This is a genomic window from Pseudomonas sp. 3MAES_34.3B (assembly GCF_058145875.1).
The window spans coordinates 2,355,107-2,373,446 of the sequence record NZ_CM176960.1 but is presented as its reverse complement, the minus strand read 5'-3'; the positions used below and the strand labels follow the sequence as shown (position 1 = coordinate 2,373,446).

The 18,340-nt window shown below is 62.8% G+C and carries 14 protein-coding genes; 8 read left to right on the top strand and 6 right to left on the bottom strand.

The annotated features are described in order from the left end of the window. Nucleotides 1–78: 78 nt before the first annotated feature. The gene (locus AC3Z8Y_RS10585; protein ID WP_490089646.1) at nucleotides 79–1,518 is read right to left on the bottom strand and encodes an aminotransferase-like domain-containing protein; all 1,440 of its coding nucleotides are present in this window, start codon (nucleotides 1,516–1,518) and stop codon (nucleotides 79–81) included. Nucleotides 1,519–1,735: 217 nt separating this feature from the next. Between AC3Z8Y_RS10585 and AC3Z8Y_RS10580 the strand changes: the two genes are divergently transcribed. The 8 genes from AC3Z8Y_RS10580 to AC3Z8Y_RS10545 all read left to right on the top strand — a co-directional run bounded on the left by AC3Z8Y_RS10580 (nucleotide 1,736) and on the right by AC3Z8Y_RS10545 (nucleotide 11,551). Beyond that, a complete protein-coding gene (locus AC3Z8Y_RS10580; protein WP_490089645.1) occupies nucleotides 1,736–2,872 on the top strand; it encodes a KamA family radical SAM protein in 1,137 nt (378 codons plus the stop codon). Nucleotides 2,873–2,883: 11 nt separating this feature from the next. Continuing rightward, the gene (locus AC3Z8Y_RS10575) at nucleotides 2,884–3,846 is read left to right on the top strand and encodes a C-terminal binding protein (RefSeq protein ID WP_490089644.1); all 963 of its coding nucleotides are present in this window, start codon (nucleotides 2,884–2,886) and stop codon (nucleotides 3,844–3,846) included. After that, a complete protein-coding gene (locus AC3Z8Y_RS10570) occupies nucleotides 3,843–4,961 on the top strand; it encodes an aminotransferase class I/II-fold pyridoxal phosphate-dependent enzyme (RefSeq protein WP_490089643.1) in 1,119 nt (372 codons plus the stop codon). Before AC3Z8Y_RS10575 ends, AC3Z8Y_RS10570 begins: the two co-directional genes overlap by 4 nt. Continuing rightward, nucleotides 4,948–6,177 carry an ATP-grasp domain-containing protein gene (locus tag AC3Z8Y_RS10565; RefSeq protein ID WP_490089642.1) on the top strand — a complete coding sequence of 410 codons (1,230 nt, stop codon included), beginning with the start codon at nucleotides 4,948–4,950 and terminating at the stop codon, nucleotides 6,175–6,177. The genes AC3Z8Y_RS10570 and AC3Z8Y_RS10565 overlap by 14 nt, the downstream gene beginning before the upstream one ends. 5 nt (nucleotides 6,178–6,182) lie before the next feature. Beyond that, nucleotides 6,183–7,358 (top strand): MFS transporter, encoded by a 1,176-nt coding sequence (locus AC3Z8Y_RS10560; RefSeq protein WP_490089641.1) that lies wholly within the window; start codon nucleotides 6,183–6,185, stop codon nucleotides 7,356–7,358. Between the two features lie 68 nt (nucleotides 7,359–7,426). Next, nucleotides 7,427–9,052, top strand: coding sequence for an NADP-dependent glyceraldehyde-3-phosphate dehydrogenase (locus AC3Z8Y_RS10555; RefSeq protein WP_490089640.1), 1,626 nt, complete (start codon nucleotides 7,427–7,429; stop codon nucleotides 9,050–9,052). Nucleotides 9,053–9,130: 78 nt separating this feature from the next. After that, on the top strand, nucleotides 9,131–10,186 hold the full coding sequence (locus tag AC3Z8Y_RS10550; RefSeq protein ID WP_490089639.1) for a tetratricopeptide repeat protein: 1,056 nt from the start codon (nucleotides 9,131–9,133) through the stop codon (nucleotides 10,184–10,186). A 111-nt stretch (nucleotides 10,187–10,297) separates the two neighbouring features. Then, nucleotides 10,298–11,551: an ATP-binding protein gene (locus tag AC3Z8Y_RS10545; protein ID WP_490089638.1), complete on the top strand. Its 1,254-nt coding sequence runs from the start codon at nucleotides 10,298–10,300 to the stop codon at nucleotides 11,549–11,551. A gap of 8 nt (nucleotides 11,552–11,559) precedes the next feature. Here AC3Z8Y_RS10545 and AC3Z8Y_RS10540 read toward each other — a convergent pair whose 3' ends face one another. From AC3Z8Y_RS10540 to AC3Z8Y_RS10520, 5 genes are all read right to left on the bottom strand, one after another. Then, nucleotides 11,560–11,937, bottom strand: coding sequence for a response regulator (locus tag AC3Z8Y_RS10540; protein ID WP_225773930.1), 378 nt, complete (start codon nucleotides 11,935–11,937; stop codon nucleotides 11,560–11,562). A 66-nt stretch (nucleotides 11,938–12,003) separates the two neighbouring features. Next, entirely contained in the window at nucleotides 12,004–13,203 is a 1,200-nt protein-coding gene (locus AC3Z8Y_RS10535; protein WP_490089637.1) for a hybrid sensor histidine kinase/response regulator, read from the bottom strand. Then, the gene (locus AC3Z8Y_RS10530) at nucleotides 13,197–13,775 is read right to left on the bottom strand and encodes a chemotaxis protein CheB (protein WP_490089636.1); all 579 of its coding nucleotides are present in this window, start codon (nucleotides 13,773–13,775) and stop codon (nucleotides 13,197–13,199) included. Before AC3Z8Y_RS10530 ends, AC3Z8Y_RS10535 begins: the two co-directional genes overlap by 7 nt. A gap of 13 nt (nucleotides 13,776–13,788) precedes the next feature. Beyond that, nucleotides 13,789–14,610, bottom strand: coding sequence for a CheR family methyltransferase (locus tag AC3Z8Y_RS10525; protein WP_490089974.1), 822 nt, complete (start codon nucleotides 14,608–14,610; stop codon nucleotides 13,789–13,791). A gap of 41 nt (nucleotides 14,611–14,651) precedes the next feature. Continuing rightward, nucleotides 14,652–18,140: a response regulator gene (locus AC3Z8Y_RS10520; RefSeq protein ID WP_490089635.1), complete on the bottom strand. Its 3,489-nt coding sequence runs from the start codon at nucleotides 18,138–18,140 to the stop codon at nucleotides 14,652–14,654. Nucleotides 18,141–18,340: the final 200 nt, after the last annotated feature.

The window sequence follows — 18,340 nt, the reverse complement described above, 5'->3', positions numbered from 1 at the left end:
CCTCCTGCGACACAACCCGGCACCAGGCCTTCCGGGTAGTGAAGAAGGGTAAACCAGGCTGCAAGTTTTAGCCGCTGATTACGACGAACACCCTTGATCGACAAACGATTCGAACACTGCCTTGGCCCGGTCTCGGTCAAAATGCGCGACGTTGATACGCAACCAGGGGGCCTCACTGCCATCGGCGCTGAACAGCCGCCCTGGCGCGAGTAATACCTGGTGGGCCAGCGCTGCTTCGATCAGGCCCCGCGTGCACGCCAGCCGGGGGTGACGCACATACACGAACATACCCTCGCGAGGGGTGTGATAGAGCTCCCAGCCCCATCGCTCAAGCGCTGCACGGGTAGTGGCCTGCGCGGTTTGCAACCGCAAGCGGGCCTTGCGCACATGCCGTTCATAGCTGCCATCGGCGAGGATCGCACCAATGAAACGCTCGCAAAATCCGGGTACGGCCACGCTGGTCAGGAGCTTGAGGTCTGCCAGCCGAGCGATCAGCGCAGGAGGCGCGGCCACGTAGCCCACGCGCAGGTTGGCCGACAAGGTTTTGGAAAAACTGCCCACATACACGACGTTCACCAATCCCGACAGGCTGGCCAGATGGTGTGCTGGCCGGGTACAGAAATCCCCATAGACATCGTCCTCTGCGAGGAGCACGCCATGCGCCGCGCTCAGTTTCAGCAGTGAACAGGCTTGCCGCGGACTCACGGAGGTGCCCGTCGGGTTATGCAGCCGCGAATTGATGAAGAACGCTCGCACCGCACCCTCTTGCAACCGGGCCTGCACAGCGTTCAGATCGGGGCCGTCGTTCAGGCGGGTTATGCCGATCACCTGAGCGCCGCGCAAATGCAACAGTCGGATCAGGTTACTGTTGCAGGGGTCGTCTACCAGTACCCGGTCGCCCGGCGATACCAGCAGCCGGATGATCAGGTCTAGTGCCTGGGTCGCACCTAATGTAGTGAGGATATTGCAGGCAGTCACTGGCAGGCAGTGGCGCCCCCGTAAATGACAGGCCAGTGCTTCTCGCATCGGCAGGTAGCCCGCTGGATCGCCGTATTCCACCAGCGAACTGCGGGCAAAGGTGGCGGTGCGGCGGATAACCCGGGCGAGCGAGCGGGTGTCTGTCCACTCTGGCGGAAGCCAACCGCAGCCCAGTTTCATCGAAGTGCCCGAGGCGTGGAAAAGAGCCCAGAACGGGTCCATCTCCGTGCTCGCCCGGGTGGGTGGGGCGGCCATGAGCGAACCGGCGCCCTCGCCTGTCCTGCTTGCGCCTGCCATGTCGTCGGCGGCCATGCCCTGCGCTGCCATAAAATAACCGCGGCCGGGGTTGGCCACCACGCGCCCCAGCGCTTCGAGACGTTCGTAGGCACGCACCACGCCATGGAAGCTCAAACCTGGCCGCTCGGCCCATCGGCGGATGGAAGGGAGCTGTTCGCCTGGCTGGAAAGTTCCGTTGGCCAGCACCTCGCTGATCTCCAGAAACGCCCTCTGCGCTGGGCTGTCGCGACTGCCTGCAATCATGTACCCGCCGTTCCGCTTGCTGGTGTTCCCCGGACTCTACCCCTTTGGGCTGAACGGTCATAACGCTGCCGGGGAAATAGTCCCGTTGCGCCGCTGTTAGGTGCCATCTGCTAACAGTTAGGCGTTGTGAGGCCTTGGCTGTTAGGCCGCCAACTCGCTCGGCGCCATAGACTTCTCCCCATTACAAGGAATGCACCAATGCCCAAGGAGGCGCGTTATGACCCAGGCCATCCCGCAGCCCTGCTGGTTCGACTGGAAATGGCAGCAACAGAACAGCGTATCCACACTGGAAGAGCTGGTTCAGGCCTTCCCTGGCCTGGCCAACAGTGAACGCCTCGAAAGCCTTCGGGGGGCGTTCGATACCCGCAAGGTTTCGCTCACCCCTTATGCCCTGGCGCTCATCGAGACTGACGACTTCCAGCGCCCGGTCGAGAACGACCCCATCTGGGCGCAAACCATCCCGGAGTTCACGCAAGCCAGTGCCTTCGAATACGACGGCAGCACCGAGAACTGGGAGCTCGATGCCGAAATGGTCACAGGTATCTGTCAGCACAAATATGACAACCGGGTGATCGTGCGCGCCGCCAACGTGTGTCACGCCTATTGCCAGTTTTGCTACGAAGCCTTGCGCACACTGGAAAAACAGCCGGGCAAGCCCGCCCTGCGCAAAAGCGACTGGCAGGCAACGCTGGATTACCTGGCCAGCCATGCTGACGTTGAGGAAGTGATCCTGAGTGGTGGAGAACCCCTGATGCTGTCCGATGCCCGACTGGACGGGCTGCTGCAGAGCATCCGCGAGTGCCGCCCGGATATCGTGATCCGCGTGCATACCCGGGCCCTGACGTTCAACCCCTTCAGGATTACGCCTGCCCTGGTGCAATCCCTGGCGCGCCATCGGGTCACCGCAGTGGGGCTGCATGTAGCCCACCCTCGCGAGCTGACCGAAGCCTTTTTCACCGGCGTGGCGTCATTGCAAACGGCTGTGCCGCTGCTCTTCGCCAATATGCCCTTGCTCGCCGGCGTCAACGATCAACTGGCTACCTTGCGCGGCCTCTGCATGGGGCTGTATCGCGCCGGGGTCACCCCTCATTACCTCTACCAGTTCATGCCGTTTTCCCCGGGGCACCGCCGTTATGCCGCCTCTATCCAACACGCGCTCACCTTACTGCGGCAGCTCAAGCGCCACGTGTCCAACCTGGCGGTACCCGAATTCGTGATACCGCACCTCAGTGGCAAGCACACGTTGCCCCTGGAACTGGGCGGCGCCCCTACGCGCCTCGAAGTGGACGCCCAAGGTAACGAGCGCATTCATTTCACCAATTGGAAGGGCCAGCCATGCGTGTTCCCTCAATAGTCGGCGACCGCTTGAAAGGGACCAGAGTGCTGGTGCTGGACTCTGCCCGCAACAGTTACGTCGACACACCGGACATCGAGGCCGAGGTGCTTGGCCCCGGGGTGGAGGTAACACTGGTTCACGTGGACACAGTGGCGGACCTTTCTACTGCAGCACTGGCTTGTGACGGTGCCATCAGCTGGCACCTGGTGCCACTTGCCGCCGGGGCCCTCTCGCGGTTGAGCCAATGCCGAGCGATCGTGCGGGCAGCGGTGGGGGTGGACAATATAGACCTGACAGCAGCGCGGCTGCAGGGCATCGCCATTGCCAATGTTCCCGACTACGGCACCGAGGAAGTGGCCGACCACACGTTGGCAATGGCACTCGCGCTGATACGCCGACTGCCCCGCGCGGATGCCATCGTGCGAGGCGGTAGCTGGGACTGGCGAGAGGTAGGCCCTGTGCCCCGCCTGCGTGGCCTGACCATTGGCCTGGTGGGCCTGGGCCGAATCGGCGCGGCGGTGGCGTTACGGTTCAAGGCGTTGGGCTGCCGTGTGCTGTTTTACGATCCCGCCCGCGACAGCGGGTGGGAGAAGAGCCTGGGAATCGAACGCAGGGAAAGCCTCCAAGCCCTGCTCCGGGATGCCGATCTTGTAAGCCTGCACGCTCCGCTGACGCCACGCACCCAACACCTTATCGGCAAAGCCGAGCTTCGCTGGCTGCAAAGCAAATATCTGGTTAACACCGCTCGTGGGGGCCTGATCGACCCCACCGCGTTGTGCGAAGCGGTGGGTGCGCGCCAACTGGCAGGCGTTGCGCTGGATGTGTACGCCGACGAGCAGCGACCACCGCCGGCGGCACTGATGGCCCCGGAAGTACTGTGGTCGCCCCATGCCGCGTTCTACTCCGAGCAGGCGCTGCCCGAGCTGCGGCGCAAGGCAGCTGCTTGCCTCAAAGCACTGTTGGTCAGTGGCCAACATCGGAACCGCCTATGAACCCTCTGATGCCCCGCCCTGCACGGCCGTTACGGTCACCGACAGGTAGCAACCCGTTCCCGGGTATTGCCGCGCTCGAACGTACCCTCGGCGCCCCGGTTACCGCGCGGCTAAGCGCCAACGAAGCGCTGCCGTTCTACAGCCAAGGCCTGACCGCGCGGTACGGCCAGGCCCTGCTCGAGCAGGCGCGGCGTTATCCCGACCCTGCTGCCTTCGAGCTCCGCGAAGCGCTGGCGGCGCACCATGGGCTGCCGGTGGGTTCGACGTTGGTCGATGCTGGCGCCGACGCGCTGATCTTCCTTTTCCTGCGGGCGTTCGCGGATCCGGGCAGCGTGGTGATCCATGCGGCAGGCACTTACCCCACCGTGGGCTATTTCGCCCGCTCCCTGGGGCTTCGCCCGTACGCGGTGAGCTATGCGGTAAACGAAAGCGGCGCGCAGGTGGACCTGGCACGCCTGGCAGCCGAGGCAATACGCCAGAGGGCGCGCGTGGTGTACCTGGCCAACCCCGATAACCCTACCGGCAGCGAGCATGGCGCGGCCGCGATCAAGGCCTTCGCCGCCGCGCTGCCGGCGGGTACGCTGTTGATCCTGGACGAAGCCTACGAGGCCTTTGGCAGCGAACATTGTGCCTACCCCCTACCCAATGTGGTGCGGTTGCGCAGCTTCTCCAAGGCATACGGCCTCGCTGGGATGCGCGTCGGCTACGCGATCGCGGAGCCGGCACTGCTGGAGGTGGCAAACCGCGCCCGGGTGCACTATGGCGTGGGAACGGTCGCGCAATCCCTGGCGCTGGCCGCGCTCCAGGATCAGGCGCACCACCGTTGCGTTGTCGCCGCGACGGAAGAATTGAAGGCCTGGTTCTTGGAACAGGCCGTCGCCGGCGGGCTTCGCTGCCTTCCCTCGGCCACCAATTTCATTACCGTCCCCTTGCCGGACAGGCAGGCCGGCGAAAGCCTGCGCGCGCACCTTCTGGCGCAGGGTGCAAGCCTGTACCTGGGCGCACTCAATGGGCACGTTCACATCGCCAGGGTTTCACTGCAGCCCGAGCTGCTCAACCCGGCGCTCGCTGACATTCTCTTCCGTTTTCAGGGCCGCTCCCATGACCGACCGTAAACTCCTGATCCTGGGCATAGGCAATGTGGCCCTCAAGTACCTCGAACAAGCTCTGGCGCCCTATGGGTTGCAGCCGGTGGTATTCGGCGACCGGCAGGGGCGGCCGGCCGAAGTGTGGGACAACTTCCCCTCGTCGCGCTTCCATGATGTGGCGCTGGAGTGCGGCGCCGTCGAGCGGTATCTGCGCCAACACGGCGGGCTGGCTGAAAGCATCTGCGCCGTTACAACCCTGTTCGATGAACTGTTCCCACTGGTCGAGGGAGTTGCGATGGCGCATGGCTGGGATCATCCCGGCGCTGCACTGGCACGGCTGAGCGACAAGGCGGTGGTTGCGGAGCTGGCAGGTGAATTGTCCCCTCAAAGCCATGCCTTCACAGCCTGTGACCCGGAAGCCCTGGTAAATGTGCTGGCCGCACCGGGCCGCGACTGGGTAGTGAAGCCCGCTTGCGGGTCCGGTGGCGAAGCCGTGGGCCACATCACCGGCGGCATTGGCGCCGTGGGCAAGATCAGGGTACATCTGGCGCGCCATTTTCACCTGAACGCCGAGCGGTGGATTCTTCAGCAACGCCTTGAAGGTGTACTCGTGAGCTTCGAGGGCTACCTGCAAGGCGGGCGGCTGAACCCGGTGGGGTTATCCCGCCGCAGCCGCATCGGCCTGACCGAGGTTGCCAACCGCTTTCCCGCCAACGCCAGCCTGGCGCCGGAACAGCTGGCGCAGGGCTGGGCCTCCCTGGCGCAACTGTTCGAACGCAGCGGCTGCCGGGATGGGTGGTTTCATTGCGAGTGCATCGCCGGCCCCGCCGGGCTTCACCTGGTGGACGCCAATGTGGGCCGTATTGGTGGCGCGACGGTACTGGAGCAGGTAGCACTGGCCTGCAACGTGATGCCAGCGGAACTGCTGGCCCATGTGCTGCTGTTGCCGCTTGCTCACTTTTATCCGGCGCTGCCCCGGTGGCGCACGCCGCTCAAGGGCACCCTTGGTGTGTGGTACGGGTTGCCGGAAGCCGCGATCCTGAGCGGCATCGAAGTGGCTTGCTCCTCGGCGCGCCATACACGCTTTGCGGCAGATGGCGCGTCCGTTCCGGCCATAGGCACCTCGGACTATGCCTGGGTCGGCATGCTCAGCGGGCAGGAGGCGGACGTGCTGGCCAGCCTGGCCACGCTACGGCTCCATACTGACCGTGGCCTGGAATTGCCTGCCTACAGCCTGGATTGAGCGCAATGGCCATTTACCTTATCCGTTTCACCACCTGGGGCAGCTGGAGCCTGCTGTTCTCGTTCTTCGCCGTGTGGCTGTCGCAGGCCTCTGCGTTCTCGGCAGGTGCGATCAGCCTGCTGGGCGCGAGCATCGCCCTGTGCAACCGTGCTGGCTCGTTACTGTTCGTGCGGTGGGTTGCGCGCACGGAGATACGCCGCCTGGTGGTAGTGACCCAATCACTGATCGGGCTGGCGATCGCCGGGCTTTACCTGCTGCATGCCGCCCACAACTATTCCCTTGCTGCCTGGCTACCGCTGGTGTGCCTGTACGGCCTGGGGCATTCCCTGGCATCCCTGGCTCAGCTGACGTACATCGCTGCAGGCCACACTGGCAGCGACCACGTGAAGGCGTTCTCGCTGGAGAATGTTGCGTTAAACCTCAGCGCCGGGATTACACCGTATGCGTCGGCAATAATCCTCAAGCATTGGCCCGCGTACTACCCGTTGTTTCCGCTGCTGTATTGCACGGCCACGGTTGCGCTCTGCTTCTGCCTGGGGGCGCCCGCAAGCGAGCCACCTGGCGAACGCGAGCGCCCCTCCCAAACGCCCAGGGTGGGGTCGGCGGCAGCCGTTGTGCTGTTCCTGGCGATCAACGCGCTGTCCTTCTTTGCATTCAGCCATTTCTATAACGTGTTCCCCCTACACGCTCAGCCGCGTCTCGATCCGGAAGCCATAGGGCTGTGGTTCGCCCTTAGCAGCGGGCTGATCGTGGTGCTTCAGCTACCCCTCACCCGCCTGCTCGCAGGGCTGCGGCGCGGCGTACTGATGGCAGGTTCCAACCTGCTGATGGGTATCGGCATGTTTGCCTTGTTTCACGCAAGCGGCACTCCGGCAGTCGCATTGGCGGCTGTCTTGCTGCTCACCCTGGCGGAAATGGTGTTCGGCCCGCTGTATCAGGTGATGGCGCTGAGCCTGTTCCCAAACCGGCCCGCCTTCGCCATGGCCGTACTGACCTTGACCTGGGCACTCGCCGAAGCACTTGCGACAGGTACCGGGCTGTACCTGGTGGCGCAGGGGCAGGCCTGGCTCACGTTCGCCCTTGCGGCGGGGGCATGTTTACTGGTGGCCGCGATCGCGCTCTTGTGCCTGCGCGGCGGTGCCAGGGTGCCGATGGGGCGCGCATTGGCGGCAAGGCATTAAACAGGCCTCATGTGGCGGGCCGGGCGCAGGCTGCTAAAGTTCGGGTTTTCCCTCCAGTGGAGTGCCCCATGAGCGAAGCCTTTCTGCCGCCTCAACTCTTTCCGGCGCCTGGTGACATTCCCCAGGCCTGGCAATTCGGTGAACCGCAAGAGCAGCGGGAGTATTTGATCGACGGCCGCTTCGAACAGTGGGAAGGTCCGCTGGCGCCGGTCGTGAGCCCTCTCTGCCTCGCCACCGAACAGGGCGATCAGCATGCCCAACTGGGCAGCACGCCGCGGCTCAATGCCCAAGCAGCCATGCAAGCACTGGACGCCGCCGTGAGGGCGTATGACAAAGGGCGAGGCGTGTGGCCGATGATGCGCGTGGCCGAACGTATTCATCACGTCGAAGGCTTTCTGGCAAGAATGCGCGAACAACGCGCCGAGGTCGTCAAGCTGTTGATGTGGGAGATCGGCAAGCCTTTGAAGGATGCGGAGAAGGAATTCGATCGCACCTGTGACTACATCGTCGACACGATCAATGCGCTGAAAGAACTCGACCGCCGCTCCAGCCGCTTCGAGCTGGAACAAGGGACGCTAGGGCAGATCCGCCGTGTGCCCATGGGCGTGGCGCTGTGCATGGGGCCCTATAACTACCCGCTGAACGAAACCTTCACCACCTTGATCCCGGCACTCATCATGGGCAACACGGTGGTATTCAAGCCCGCGAAGTTTGGCGTGTTGCTGATCCGCCCCCTGTTGGCGGCGTTCCGGGACAGCTTCCCGGCAGGGGTCATCAATGTCATCTACGGCAGTGGCCGGGAAACGGTCAGTGCTCTCATGGCCAGCGGCAAGATAGACATCTTTGCATTCATTGGTACCCACAAGGCGGCGGCGGAACTGAAAAAGCTCCACCCCAAGCCGCACCGCCTGCGCTCGGCGCTGGGCCTGGACGCCAAGAACCCGGGCATCATTCTCGCCGATGCCGACCTGGTCAATGCCGTGAACGAATGCATCACAGGGACGCTGTCGTTCAATGGCCAGCGCTGTACTGCGCTGAAGATCCTCTTCGTTCATCGCAGCATTGCCGAGGACTTCCTCGGCCGGTTCAGCGCCCGGGTGAACACGCTGGTCGCCGGGATGCCCTGGAACCCTGACGTTACCCTTACGCCATTGCCCGAGCCCGGGAAAGTGGCCTACCTGACCAGCCTGGTCGAGGATGCCAAGGCCCACGGCGCCCAAGTGATCAACCCCGGCGGCGGCACCGCCCGTGCCTCCTTCTTCCAACCTGCGGTGCTCTACCCCGTCGGGCCGGGGATGCGCGCTTATGTGGAGGAACAGTTCGGGCCGGTGGTGCCCGTGGTGCCCTTCGACGACATCGAGGAGGTGATCGACTATGTGCTCGACTCCACCTATGGCCAGCAGTTGAGCCTGTTCGGCACTGATCCGATGACGCTGGGCCGCCTGGTGGATACCTTTGCCAATCAGGTCGGGCGGATCAACCTCAACACGCAATGCCAGCGCGGGCCCGACCAATATCCGTTCAACGGCCGCAAGGACTCGGCCGAGGGCACCCTTTCGGTTCATGATGCCCTGCGCAGCTTTTCCATCCGAACGCTGGTCGCGACACGCTTCAACGGGGCGAACAAGCAACTGGTCAGCGACATCATCCAGGCGCGCAGCTCGGGCTTTCTCAGTACCGATTACATCTTCTGACCCGCGGGATCAACGCCTCGGTTTGACTCATCGGGGCTTGTGCCCGAAGCTGTGGGTCCTGCATTGGCGGACCCACGCATGACCCGCGCCTCACGCTTGTATTCGATTCTTGGCCTGGCCCTGCTGGCCGGCGCGGTTATCTGGTTCCTCTCCGCCCCGCCACAGCCCCAGGCTCCATCGCTCGCACCCCATAGCTACACCGAAGCCCTGCGCGCGGCACGTGGGGGAGAACCCGGCGCCGCCCGGCGTTTATACCAGCAGCTTGCCCGCGACGACCTCGCGCCAGCCGCCCGTGCCACACTGTATGGGCCATTGCCGGATTACCCCAGCCCTCGAGCGCTGGCATTCGCCCACCAGGGCCTGACCGACCCGGCACCCGTTGTTCGCCATGCCGCAGTTGCGGCACTCGTCAGGCTGCTGCCCACCGTCGCCCAGGCAGACGCTCTTGGCCCACTGCTCAGTGACCCGGATGAAACCGTGCGCACCGCCGCAGCCCAGGCTTTGCTCGAGCTTGGGCCCGCGGGCACTGGCGAATATGTACATCGGCTGGGCGAAGTACTGAATACCTGGGCCGAGCAGTTGGCATCGATGCCTGACGATTACGGCGCCCAACTGCAACTGGCCCGTCTGCTGCTGCAGCGTGGGGCGCCGGTGCAAGCCGAAACGGCGGCGCGTACGGTGCTGGCGCTGCGCCCCGACAACCTGCCCGCCAGAGTATTGTTGGCACGGGCGCTTGACCAACGTGGCAAACCGGATGAAGCCCGCGCGGCGCTGGCCGAACCTCTGCGCCAGCACCCTGACGATGCCTTCCTGCAGCACGAGCTGGGCCTGTGGCTGCTCGGCCATGGCGAACCGGCCTTCGCGCTGCTGGCTTTGGCCAAAGCCGTAGAGCTTGCGCCAGAGGCCGCCGATTATCGCTTTGATTTGGCGACCACGTTGCATAGCCTGGGCCAGCCGGACGCCGCCCAGGTCCAGCTCGATCAGTTGGTGCGCCGCCAGCCCGCGAACCGCAAGGCACGGATGTTGCTGATTGACTACTGGCAACAGACCGGCCAGTTGCAGAACGTGCAGGTGCTGCTGGCCGAGCTTGAGCAGCAGAACCCCGACGACCCTGCTGTCCAACAAGGGCTGTAGCAACCGGTTCACGGCTGAACCCGCGCGCGTGCCTGTGGTCCAGAAGCTAGCGCCGGCAATTTCAGGAGTCAGCGGCGGGACTACAACGCACGGACGGGGGCGGCAAGGGTGATGACAGCAAAACCAGAAAGCGGCCGCGCCTGGCGCGACGACCGGGGTCACTGGCCGCTGCATGGCGCCTGTGCCACCGCGGCCAGCAGCACCAGCCTGTTCGTGTGCGCTGCCCCTGGCCCGGATCGAGACCAGCTGTGCGCGGTGCTCGACAGCGGCACAGGCGGTGAGTATCAGTTGGTAGCGCCCGCCGAGCTGTTTCCTGCACTCGAACGCGGTGCGGATTTGCTGATCACAACCAGCGAAACCCTGGCCTGTGGCGATCTTGCGCCGCTGCAAGCGTGGCTCGAGAACCAGCCGGAATGGTCCGACCTGCCAGTATTGGTATTGACTGCCGCGACAGGGGGGCGCCGGCTCGCGCCGCCGCCTTCCCTGGCCGCGCTCGGCAATGTACGGGTGTTGCAACGCCCCTACCACCCCGCCGCGCTGGAAATGCTGGTAGAGGCGAGCCTGGCAAACCGCAGCAAGCAATACCAGATGAGGGACAAGCTCCACAGCCTCCAGGCAGGCCCCAATGCGCTGGGGGAATGCGTAGAGCCTCCCTCACGCCTCGAAGCAGTGGGCCGCCTTACAGGTGGGATCGCCCAGGATTTCAATAACCTGCTTACAGGTATCACCGGCGGCCTGGACCTCATCCGGCGGCGGCTGGCCAACGGCCAATACACAAAGCTGGAGAGCCTGCTCGACCTGAGCGCAACCTCGGCCGAACGCGCAGCGCACCTCACCCATCGCCTGCTGGCGTTCGCCCGCCGGCAAACCCTCGACGCCCGGCTATTGGACGTGAACAGTCTGATACACGCGGGCCTCGGCCTGCTGGGGCGTAGCCTCAGTGGAAAAATCTCGCTCCAGTTCCGCCCTGCCGAGGGTTTATGGCAGGCCTGCATAGACCCAGGGCAATTGGAAAGTGCCCTGCTCAACCTGGTGATCAATGCCGGAGATGCCATGCCGGAAGGCGGCCGCCTGGTGATCGACACGGCCAACCGGCGTGTCGGCATCAATGAGCCAGGCATGAGCCTCGCGCTGCCTGCCGGCGATTACGTTGTCATCGGGGTAGAAGACAACGGCTGCGGCATGAACCGCGAGACCTTGGGGCGGGCCTTCGACCCGTTCTTCACCACCAAGCCCCCGGGGCTGGGTACCGGCCTGGGGCTGTCGATGGTGTATGGTTTCGCACGTCAGTCAGGGGGCCACGTAACCTTGCGCAGCGAGGCCGGCCGCGGCAGCCGGGTTGAACTCTACTTCCCGCGCGCCTGAAGGCGCGCTCAAGCTAGCTCTTTTCGAATGGCCGCGTGCAGGTCGTCCAGCTCGAACGGTTTGGCCAGTACAGGTGCGCGCTGGGCAATGGGGTGGGTACTGTCGCGGATTTCCTGCGGGTGCCCGCTGATGAAGATGACTTTGAGCTCCGGGCGCAGCTTTACCGCCGGCTCGGCAATATCCACACCCGAAATACCACCAGGCAGGCGGTAATCGGTGATCATCAGATCCAGATGCGGCTTGGTGGCAAGGATACCGAAGGCTTCCACGCCATTCTCTGCTTCCAGCACATGATACCCCTCCCCCCGCAAGTAATCGTTCAGGACCTGCCGGATCACCGGCTCATCCTCGACGATCAATACTACGTCTTGCGCGTCTCCACTCATTGCGATGCCTATATATGATGTTATGTCGGGCTGCCTATGTGACCGCAGCCGATACAAGAGGTTGCTTCATTGTTCCCCGCCGGTGGCCCGGGGCAGATGGACACTGAACATGGCGCCTTCACCCGGCGTGCTTTGCACACCGATACGCCCCTTGTGCGCAGACACGATTTGTTCGGAAATGAACAGACCCAGCCCGAGGCCGGCTATGCCATGGCGATTCGACGCGCGCTCGAATTGAAGGAATATACGCCGCTGATCCTCTTCACTGATCCCGGCGCCATGGTCGCGAACGGTCAGGCAAGCCCAGTCTCCGTCTGCCTGAACGGCCACTTCGACCTTTCCCTTGCCGCCATATCTCAGGGCATTGGTCAGCAAGTTGGCCACCACCTGTTCGATCCTGAACTCGTCCCAGTTCCCTATCGCCGGTGCGGTCGCGGTGTATTCGATCTCCATACCCGCATTGAGCGCCTGGGGCATGAAGCGATCGACCACATTGCCTACCAATTGGGCAAGGTCGAACATGGCGGGGCGGATCGACAATTTACCGGTGCGGATGCGCGAGACGTCGAGCATGTCTTCGATCAGGCGGATAAGGCTTTGGATCTGGCGCTCGTCGCGCTCCACCATCCCGCGCATTTTGTCCAGGGAGAACGCCTCGGCATTGCCTTTGGCGATGTGCATCTTGCGTAGCTGGGTTTCCAGAATAAGGCCATTGAGCGGCGTGCGCACCTCGTGCGAGACCACGGACATGAAATCATCGCGCATCCGCACGGCGTGCTCCAGCTCGCTCTGGGTCGCCTGCAATTGTTTGAGCAACGTTTCCTGCTGCCGCCGGCTGCGCTCTAGCGCCTCCAGCTGTTCGTTAAGCGTTTTACGCTGACGATACAGGTCGACAAACACATTGACCTTGCTCTTCACCGCCAAGGTATCCAGCGGCTTTTGCAGGAAATCCACCGCACCGGTTTCGTAACCCTTGAAGGCGTAGTTCAGCTCACGGCCGGCCGCTGACACAAAGACGATCGGAATGTGCTTGGTCTTCTCCGTGCTGCGCATCAGCTCTGCCAGTTCAAAGCCGTTCATTCCTGGCATCTGCACGTCCAGGATGGCCATGGCGAACTCATGCTGCAGCAGCAACGACAACGCATCGTCAGCCGAAAGCGCCTTGTAGACATCGCGATCACTTCGGCTGATCAAGGCCTCGAGCGCCAGGAGGTTCTCCGGCAAGTCGTCGACAATCAGCAGTTTGGCGGGGGTTTGACTTAACATGTGCCTGTTTCCAGATCGGCCAGTAGCTTGCCGATGCCGTGCAAGGTAAGAATGTGATCAGGCCGAAACAACGCCAGCGCTGCCTCGGGCATGGTTGCGATTTTGGCCTCGGCAGGGTCCTGGACCACTGTACGGCCACCGGCCTCGCGGATGGCAGCGAGGCCACGCGCGCCGTCCTCGCTCGCGCCGGTCATAAGCACGCCTGTGAGGCCTGGGCCATAGGCATCGGCGGCAGAGTCGAACAACAGGTCGATGGAAGGCCGTGAAAAATGCACGCGGGGCTCCAGGCTAAGGGAAAAACTACGGTCTCGCTCGATGGACAAGTGATAACTGGGGCCCGCCACGTAAATCAGGCCCCGCTCCACCGGAGCCTTGTCACGCGCTTCACGCACCGGCCGCCGCAAGCGGCGCTCCAGTACCCCGGGCAGCTCGCTTGGCCGCCGCTCCGGCAGATGAAGTACCACCACCACAGGTAGTTCGAAGGCAGGAGGCAAGTGAGCGAACACGGTAAGCAGCGCTTCCACGCCACCCGCCGACGCGCCGACCACCACGGCCTCGCAGGCAGGCCTCACGCGAGCGGCCCTTTCATAGCTTGCGGTAGATCCTTTCCTGTCGGGACAAGGTCTCGAAGCGGGCGGCGTAGCCGGAAAAATCCAGGCTCTCCTTGGCTCCCAGCATGAGAAAACCTCGGTGGCAAAGGGACTCATGGAACAACCCGAACGCGCGGTCCTGAAGGATTTTATCGAAATAAATCAATACGTTGCGACAGGTTATCATATGCGTTTCTGAAAACACGCTGTCCGTTGCCAGGCTATGGTCGGCAAAGGTCACGTTCTCGCGCAGGGTGCTATCCAGGATCGCGTGATCGTAAGCAGCGGTGTAGTAATCGGAGAAGCTGCGCTTGCCACCCGCACGATGGTAGTTCTCGGTATAGGCGCGGATAGCCTCCAGGGAGTAGATCCCTTGCTTGGCCCGCTCCAGAGAAACCGGATTGATGTCGGTAGCATAGATGAGGGTTCGTTCCAGCAGGCCTTCTTCGCGTAACAGGATAGCCAGCGAATACACCTCCTCACCTGTACTGCAGCCGGCGATCCATAGCTTGAGGGAAGGATAGGTCTTGAGCAGCGGTACAACGTCACGCCGGATGGCCAGGAAATGCTCCGGGTCGCGGAACATCTCACTGACCGGGATGGTGAGGTACTGCAGCAGCTCGGTGAACACAGCCGGATCGTACAGCACCCGCTCCTGCAGCGCGGAGATACTGGGGCACTCGAACTGGCGCAGCGCGTGAAGTATCCGGCGCTTGATGGAAGCGCCGGAATAATTGCGGAAGTCGTAGCTGTACCTCAGGTAGATCGCCTCGATCAACAGCTTGATCTCGATATCCCGGGTGCGGTCGCCAGTCATGGACGGCGCGCCCTCGGTGCGATCCGGTCGTTCTTGCACACTCAAATCCGCTCCAGTTGTGGCAGCCACACGCGTATCAGGGAGAACAGGCGATCCAGTTCGATGGGCTTGGCCAGGTAATCATTGGCGCCAGCATTGAGGCACCGCTCCTGGTCATCCTTCATGGCCTTGGCCGTTACGGCGATGATCGGCAGCTTGCGCCAGCGCGGATCCTTGCGAATCTCCCGCGTGGCTTCGAACCCGTCCATTTCCGGCATCATTACGTCCATCAGCACCAGGTCTATTTCGTCAATCGTATTCAAGCGTTCAATGGCCTCACGGCCGTTGCGGCCGATCTCGACCACCGCACCCTTCTGTTCCAGCGCACTGGTAAGGGCGAAGATGTTACGTACGTCATCGTCCACCACCAGAATCTTGCGCCCTTCGAACACCTTGTCCCGGCTACGGGCCGCCTTGAGCATCTTTTGACGTTCGTGGGACAACTGGGATTCGACCTTGTGCAGGAACAGGGTCACTTCATCGAGCAAGCGCTCGGGAGAGCGTGCGCCCTTGATGATGATCGAGCGGGAATACTTCAACAGCTCGGCTTCTTCTTCGCGGGTGAGGTTGCGGCCGGTGTACACAATCACTGGCGGGAACGATCGAATCTCATCCGTAGACATGCGCTTGAGCAAATCGTTGCCAAGCATGTCAGGAAGTTTCAGGTCGATGATCATGCAGTCGTAGATATTCTCGCGCAGCAGATCCAAGGCTTCCTGCGCATACGCCACGGCGGTGATCTCGATGTCTTCGTCACCGATCAACCGGGCGATGCTGTCGCGTTGCAGGTCATCGTCCTCTACCAGAAGGATGTGTTTGAGCTTTTGCGTGAGCTTGGCTTCAAGCCGGGCAAACACGGCCTTGAGCTCTTCTCGCGACGTCGGCTTCACGGCATAGCCCACCGCGCCCATGTGCATGGCAGCTTCCACCCGGTCTTCCACGGAAATCACGTGCACCGGGATGTGCCTGGTGTCGGGTTGCTCCTTGAGCCGCTGCAGCACCGTCAGGCCGGAATGGTCAGGCAGGCGCATGTCCAGCAGGATGGCGTCAGGTAAGAACTCCTCGGCCAACAGGAAGCCTTCGTCGGCGCCATGGGCGACCAGGCAGCGGTAATTCAACTCATGGGCGAGGTCATAAAGGATTCGCGCAAAGCTGGGCTCATCCTCGATCACCAGGATGCAGCGCTGGTCGGAAGGGGCCAGTTCACGGTCATCCGGGAACGCCGGTGGCCGAACGGCAGGGGCTTGCACGGCAGGCGCGGCAGCTGCCGGGATGGGCGCTGGTACAGGCGTGGCGGTTACGGTGTGTGCGGCAATCCGCGGCGCTCCGGCGGTGGGCAGCGCCCCGGGTTCGAAGTGCGACGGCAGCACCAGCGTGAAGGTGCTTCCACCACCGAGGGTGCTGCTTACGCTGATCGCGCCGCCCAGCAAGGTGGCGAGGTCGCGCGAAATGGACAACCCCAGGCCCGTACCGCCGTACCGGCGGCTTGTGGTGCCATCGGCCTGGCGGAAGGCTTCGAAGATGATCTGCTGCTGGTCCGGCGCAATGCCAATGCCCGAATCGGCCACGATAAAGGCGATGTTGTCCTCGCCCTCACGGGTGACCGTCAGGCTTACCTGACCTTGTTCGGTGAACTTGAGCGCATTGGACAGCAGGTTCTTGACGATCTGCTCCACCCGCTGGCGGTCGGTGAACAGTGAAACCGGCGCCTGCTCGTCTACCCGCACCTGGAAGTCCAGGCCTTTGTCTGCCGCCAACGGCTGGAACATCACTCGCAGGCTGTCTGCAAGCCGGTGTACGTTGGTGTTCTCCGGGCGCACGTCGAGCTTGCCTGCCTCCACCTTGGAGATGTCCAGAATGTCGTTGATCAGGTTGAGCAAGTCATTACCGGCCGAATAGATCGACTCGGCGAATTTCACCTGATCGGTGGACAAGTTGCCTTCCGGGTTTTCGGCCAGCAGCTTGGCAAGGATCAGCGAACTGTTGAGCGGTGTACGCAGCTCGTGCGACATGTTCGCCAGGAACTCGGACTTGTAGCGGCTGGAGCGCTGCAGTTCATCGGCCCGCTCCTCAAGCTGTATCTGCGCATGCTCCAGTGCGTCACGCTGCTTGGCCAGGGCCTCGGTGCGCTCGGCCAGTTGTTCGTTGGTCTGCTCCAGCTCGGCCTGCTGCGTTTCCAGGTACGCCTGGGACTCCTTCAACACCCGAGACTGTTCTTCCAGTTCCTCGTTTGCTGTTTTCAGCTCTTCCTGCTGTACCTGCAGCTCTTCATTGAGCTGCTGGGTCTCGGCGAGCACTTCCTGCAGCCGCTGACGATACCGGGCGGCTTCGACGGACGTGCCCACATTGCCGGCAATCAACTCCAGGAACGCAATGTCGCGCTCGCTCAGGGGGCGCAGGAAGCCCAACTCGATCACTGCATTGACCTGGCCGTCGTTCATGGCCGGTACCACCGCCACGCTGCGCGGCAAGCCTTCGCCAAGGCCCGAGCTCACTCGGAAATAATCCTCGGGCACATCGTCCAGCCGATGCAGCCTACCCTGCTGTGCGGTCTGCCCGACAATCCCTTCCGGGCCTCGAACCACGTGGTCGCGGCCTTCCTGCTCGCGGGAAAATCCATAGGTGGCCACGCGACGAAGGTTGCTTTGCTCGTCGCGTACATAAAGCGCGCCCACTACACAGCCCAGGTATTGCGAGAAAAACCTCAGCACATTAGTGCCCAGCGCCTGCACGGTAAGCTGCCCCAGCACCTGCTCCGCCAGCTGGGTCTGACCGGTGCGCAGCCAGGCCTGAGCCTCCAGGCGCTCAGCGCTGCGGTTTTGTGCATCGAGGATGTCGCCATACTGGTTGGACAGGTTAAGCAGATCACGGCGGCCACGGTACGCCAGCAATCCACTGAGCATGATCACAAACAGCAGGTACACGGTTATCGCGACCCATGTAGTACGGGTAACTTCCTCGCTGCGCTGAATGCGAAGCTGCTGCTCCATCGCCACAAAGCCGTCGTACTCGCTGCGGATCTCGTCCGTCAGGCGCTTGCCACGACCAGCCTGTACTGCGCTACGGAAATCCAGATTCTGCCGGCGCATGGTGATCATTTCCGCGCCGAACTGATTCCAGGCGTCCTGCAACGCTTCGAGGCGGTTTAGCCGGTCAACCTGTTGAGGGTTATCGCTTACCAGGCCCTTGAGGCCCTCGAGCTCTGCCTTTATGCGTGGCTTGGCCACTTCATAGGGGTCGAGGAAGTGCTCGTCACCTGTCAGCAGAAACCCGCGCATGCCGGTTTCCATGTCTACCGACAGCTTGACCGCTTCGTTGGCGTTGTTGATCACCCGGTCGGTATGGTCCACCCAACCGATGACATTCATCAGGTAGCTGAGCAGCGCGGCGAACACGAGCACGCTGACTATCCCGACACCGAGGGGAAGCGCTACGTTGCGCATCAGGATCTTGCGGAAGGCGAATTCGTCGAGGGAAAACGGTTTGGTCATATCCATGGCCTGGCTTGAGGACAACAGCGGAAGTCTGCCGGAAATTTTGCCACGTATCCTGTTTCCTTGCCTCTTCAATGAAAATTCTTAAGCGGGGCCGGGAATTGGCGTAGGATAACGCCCCTGCGATGCCCCTTGCGGTTTCGCATCCAGTTCGTGTGGCCGGTTGCCCCCAGGCCTAGGTCGCGTAGCGTTTCCTT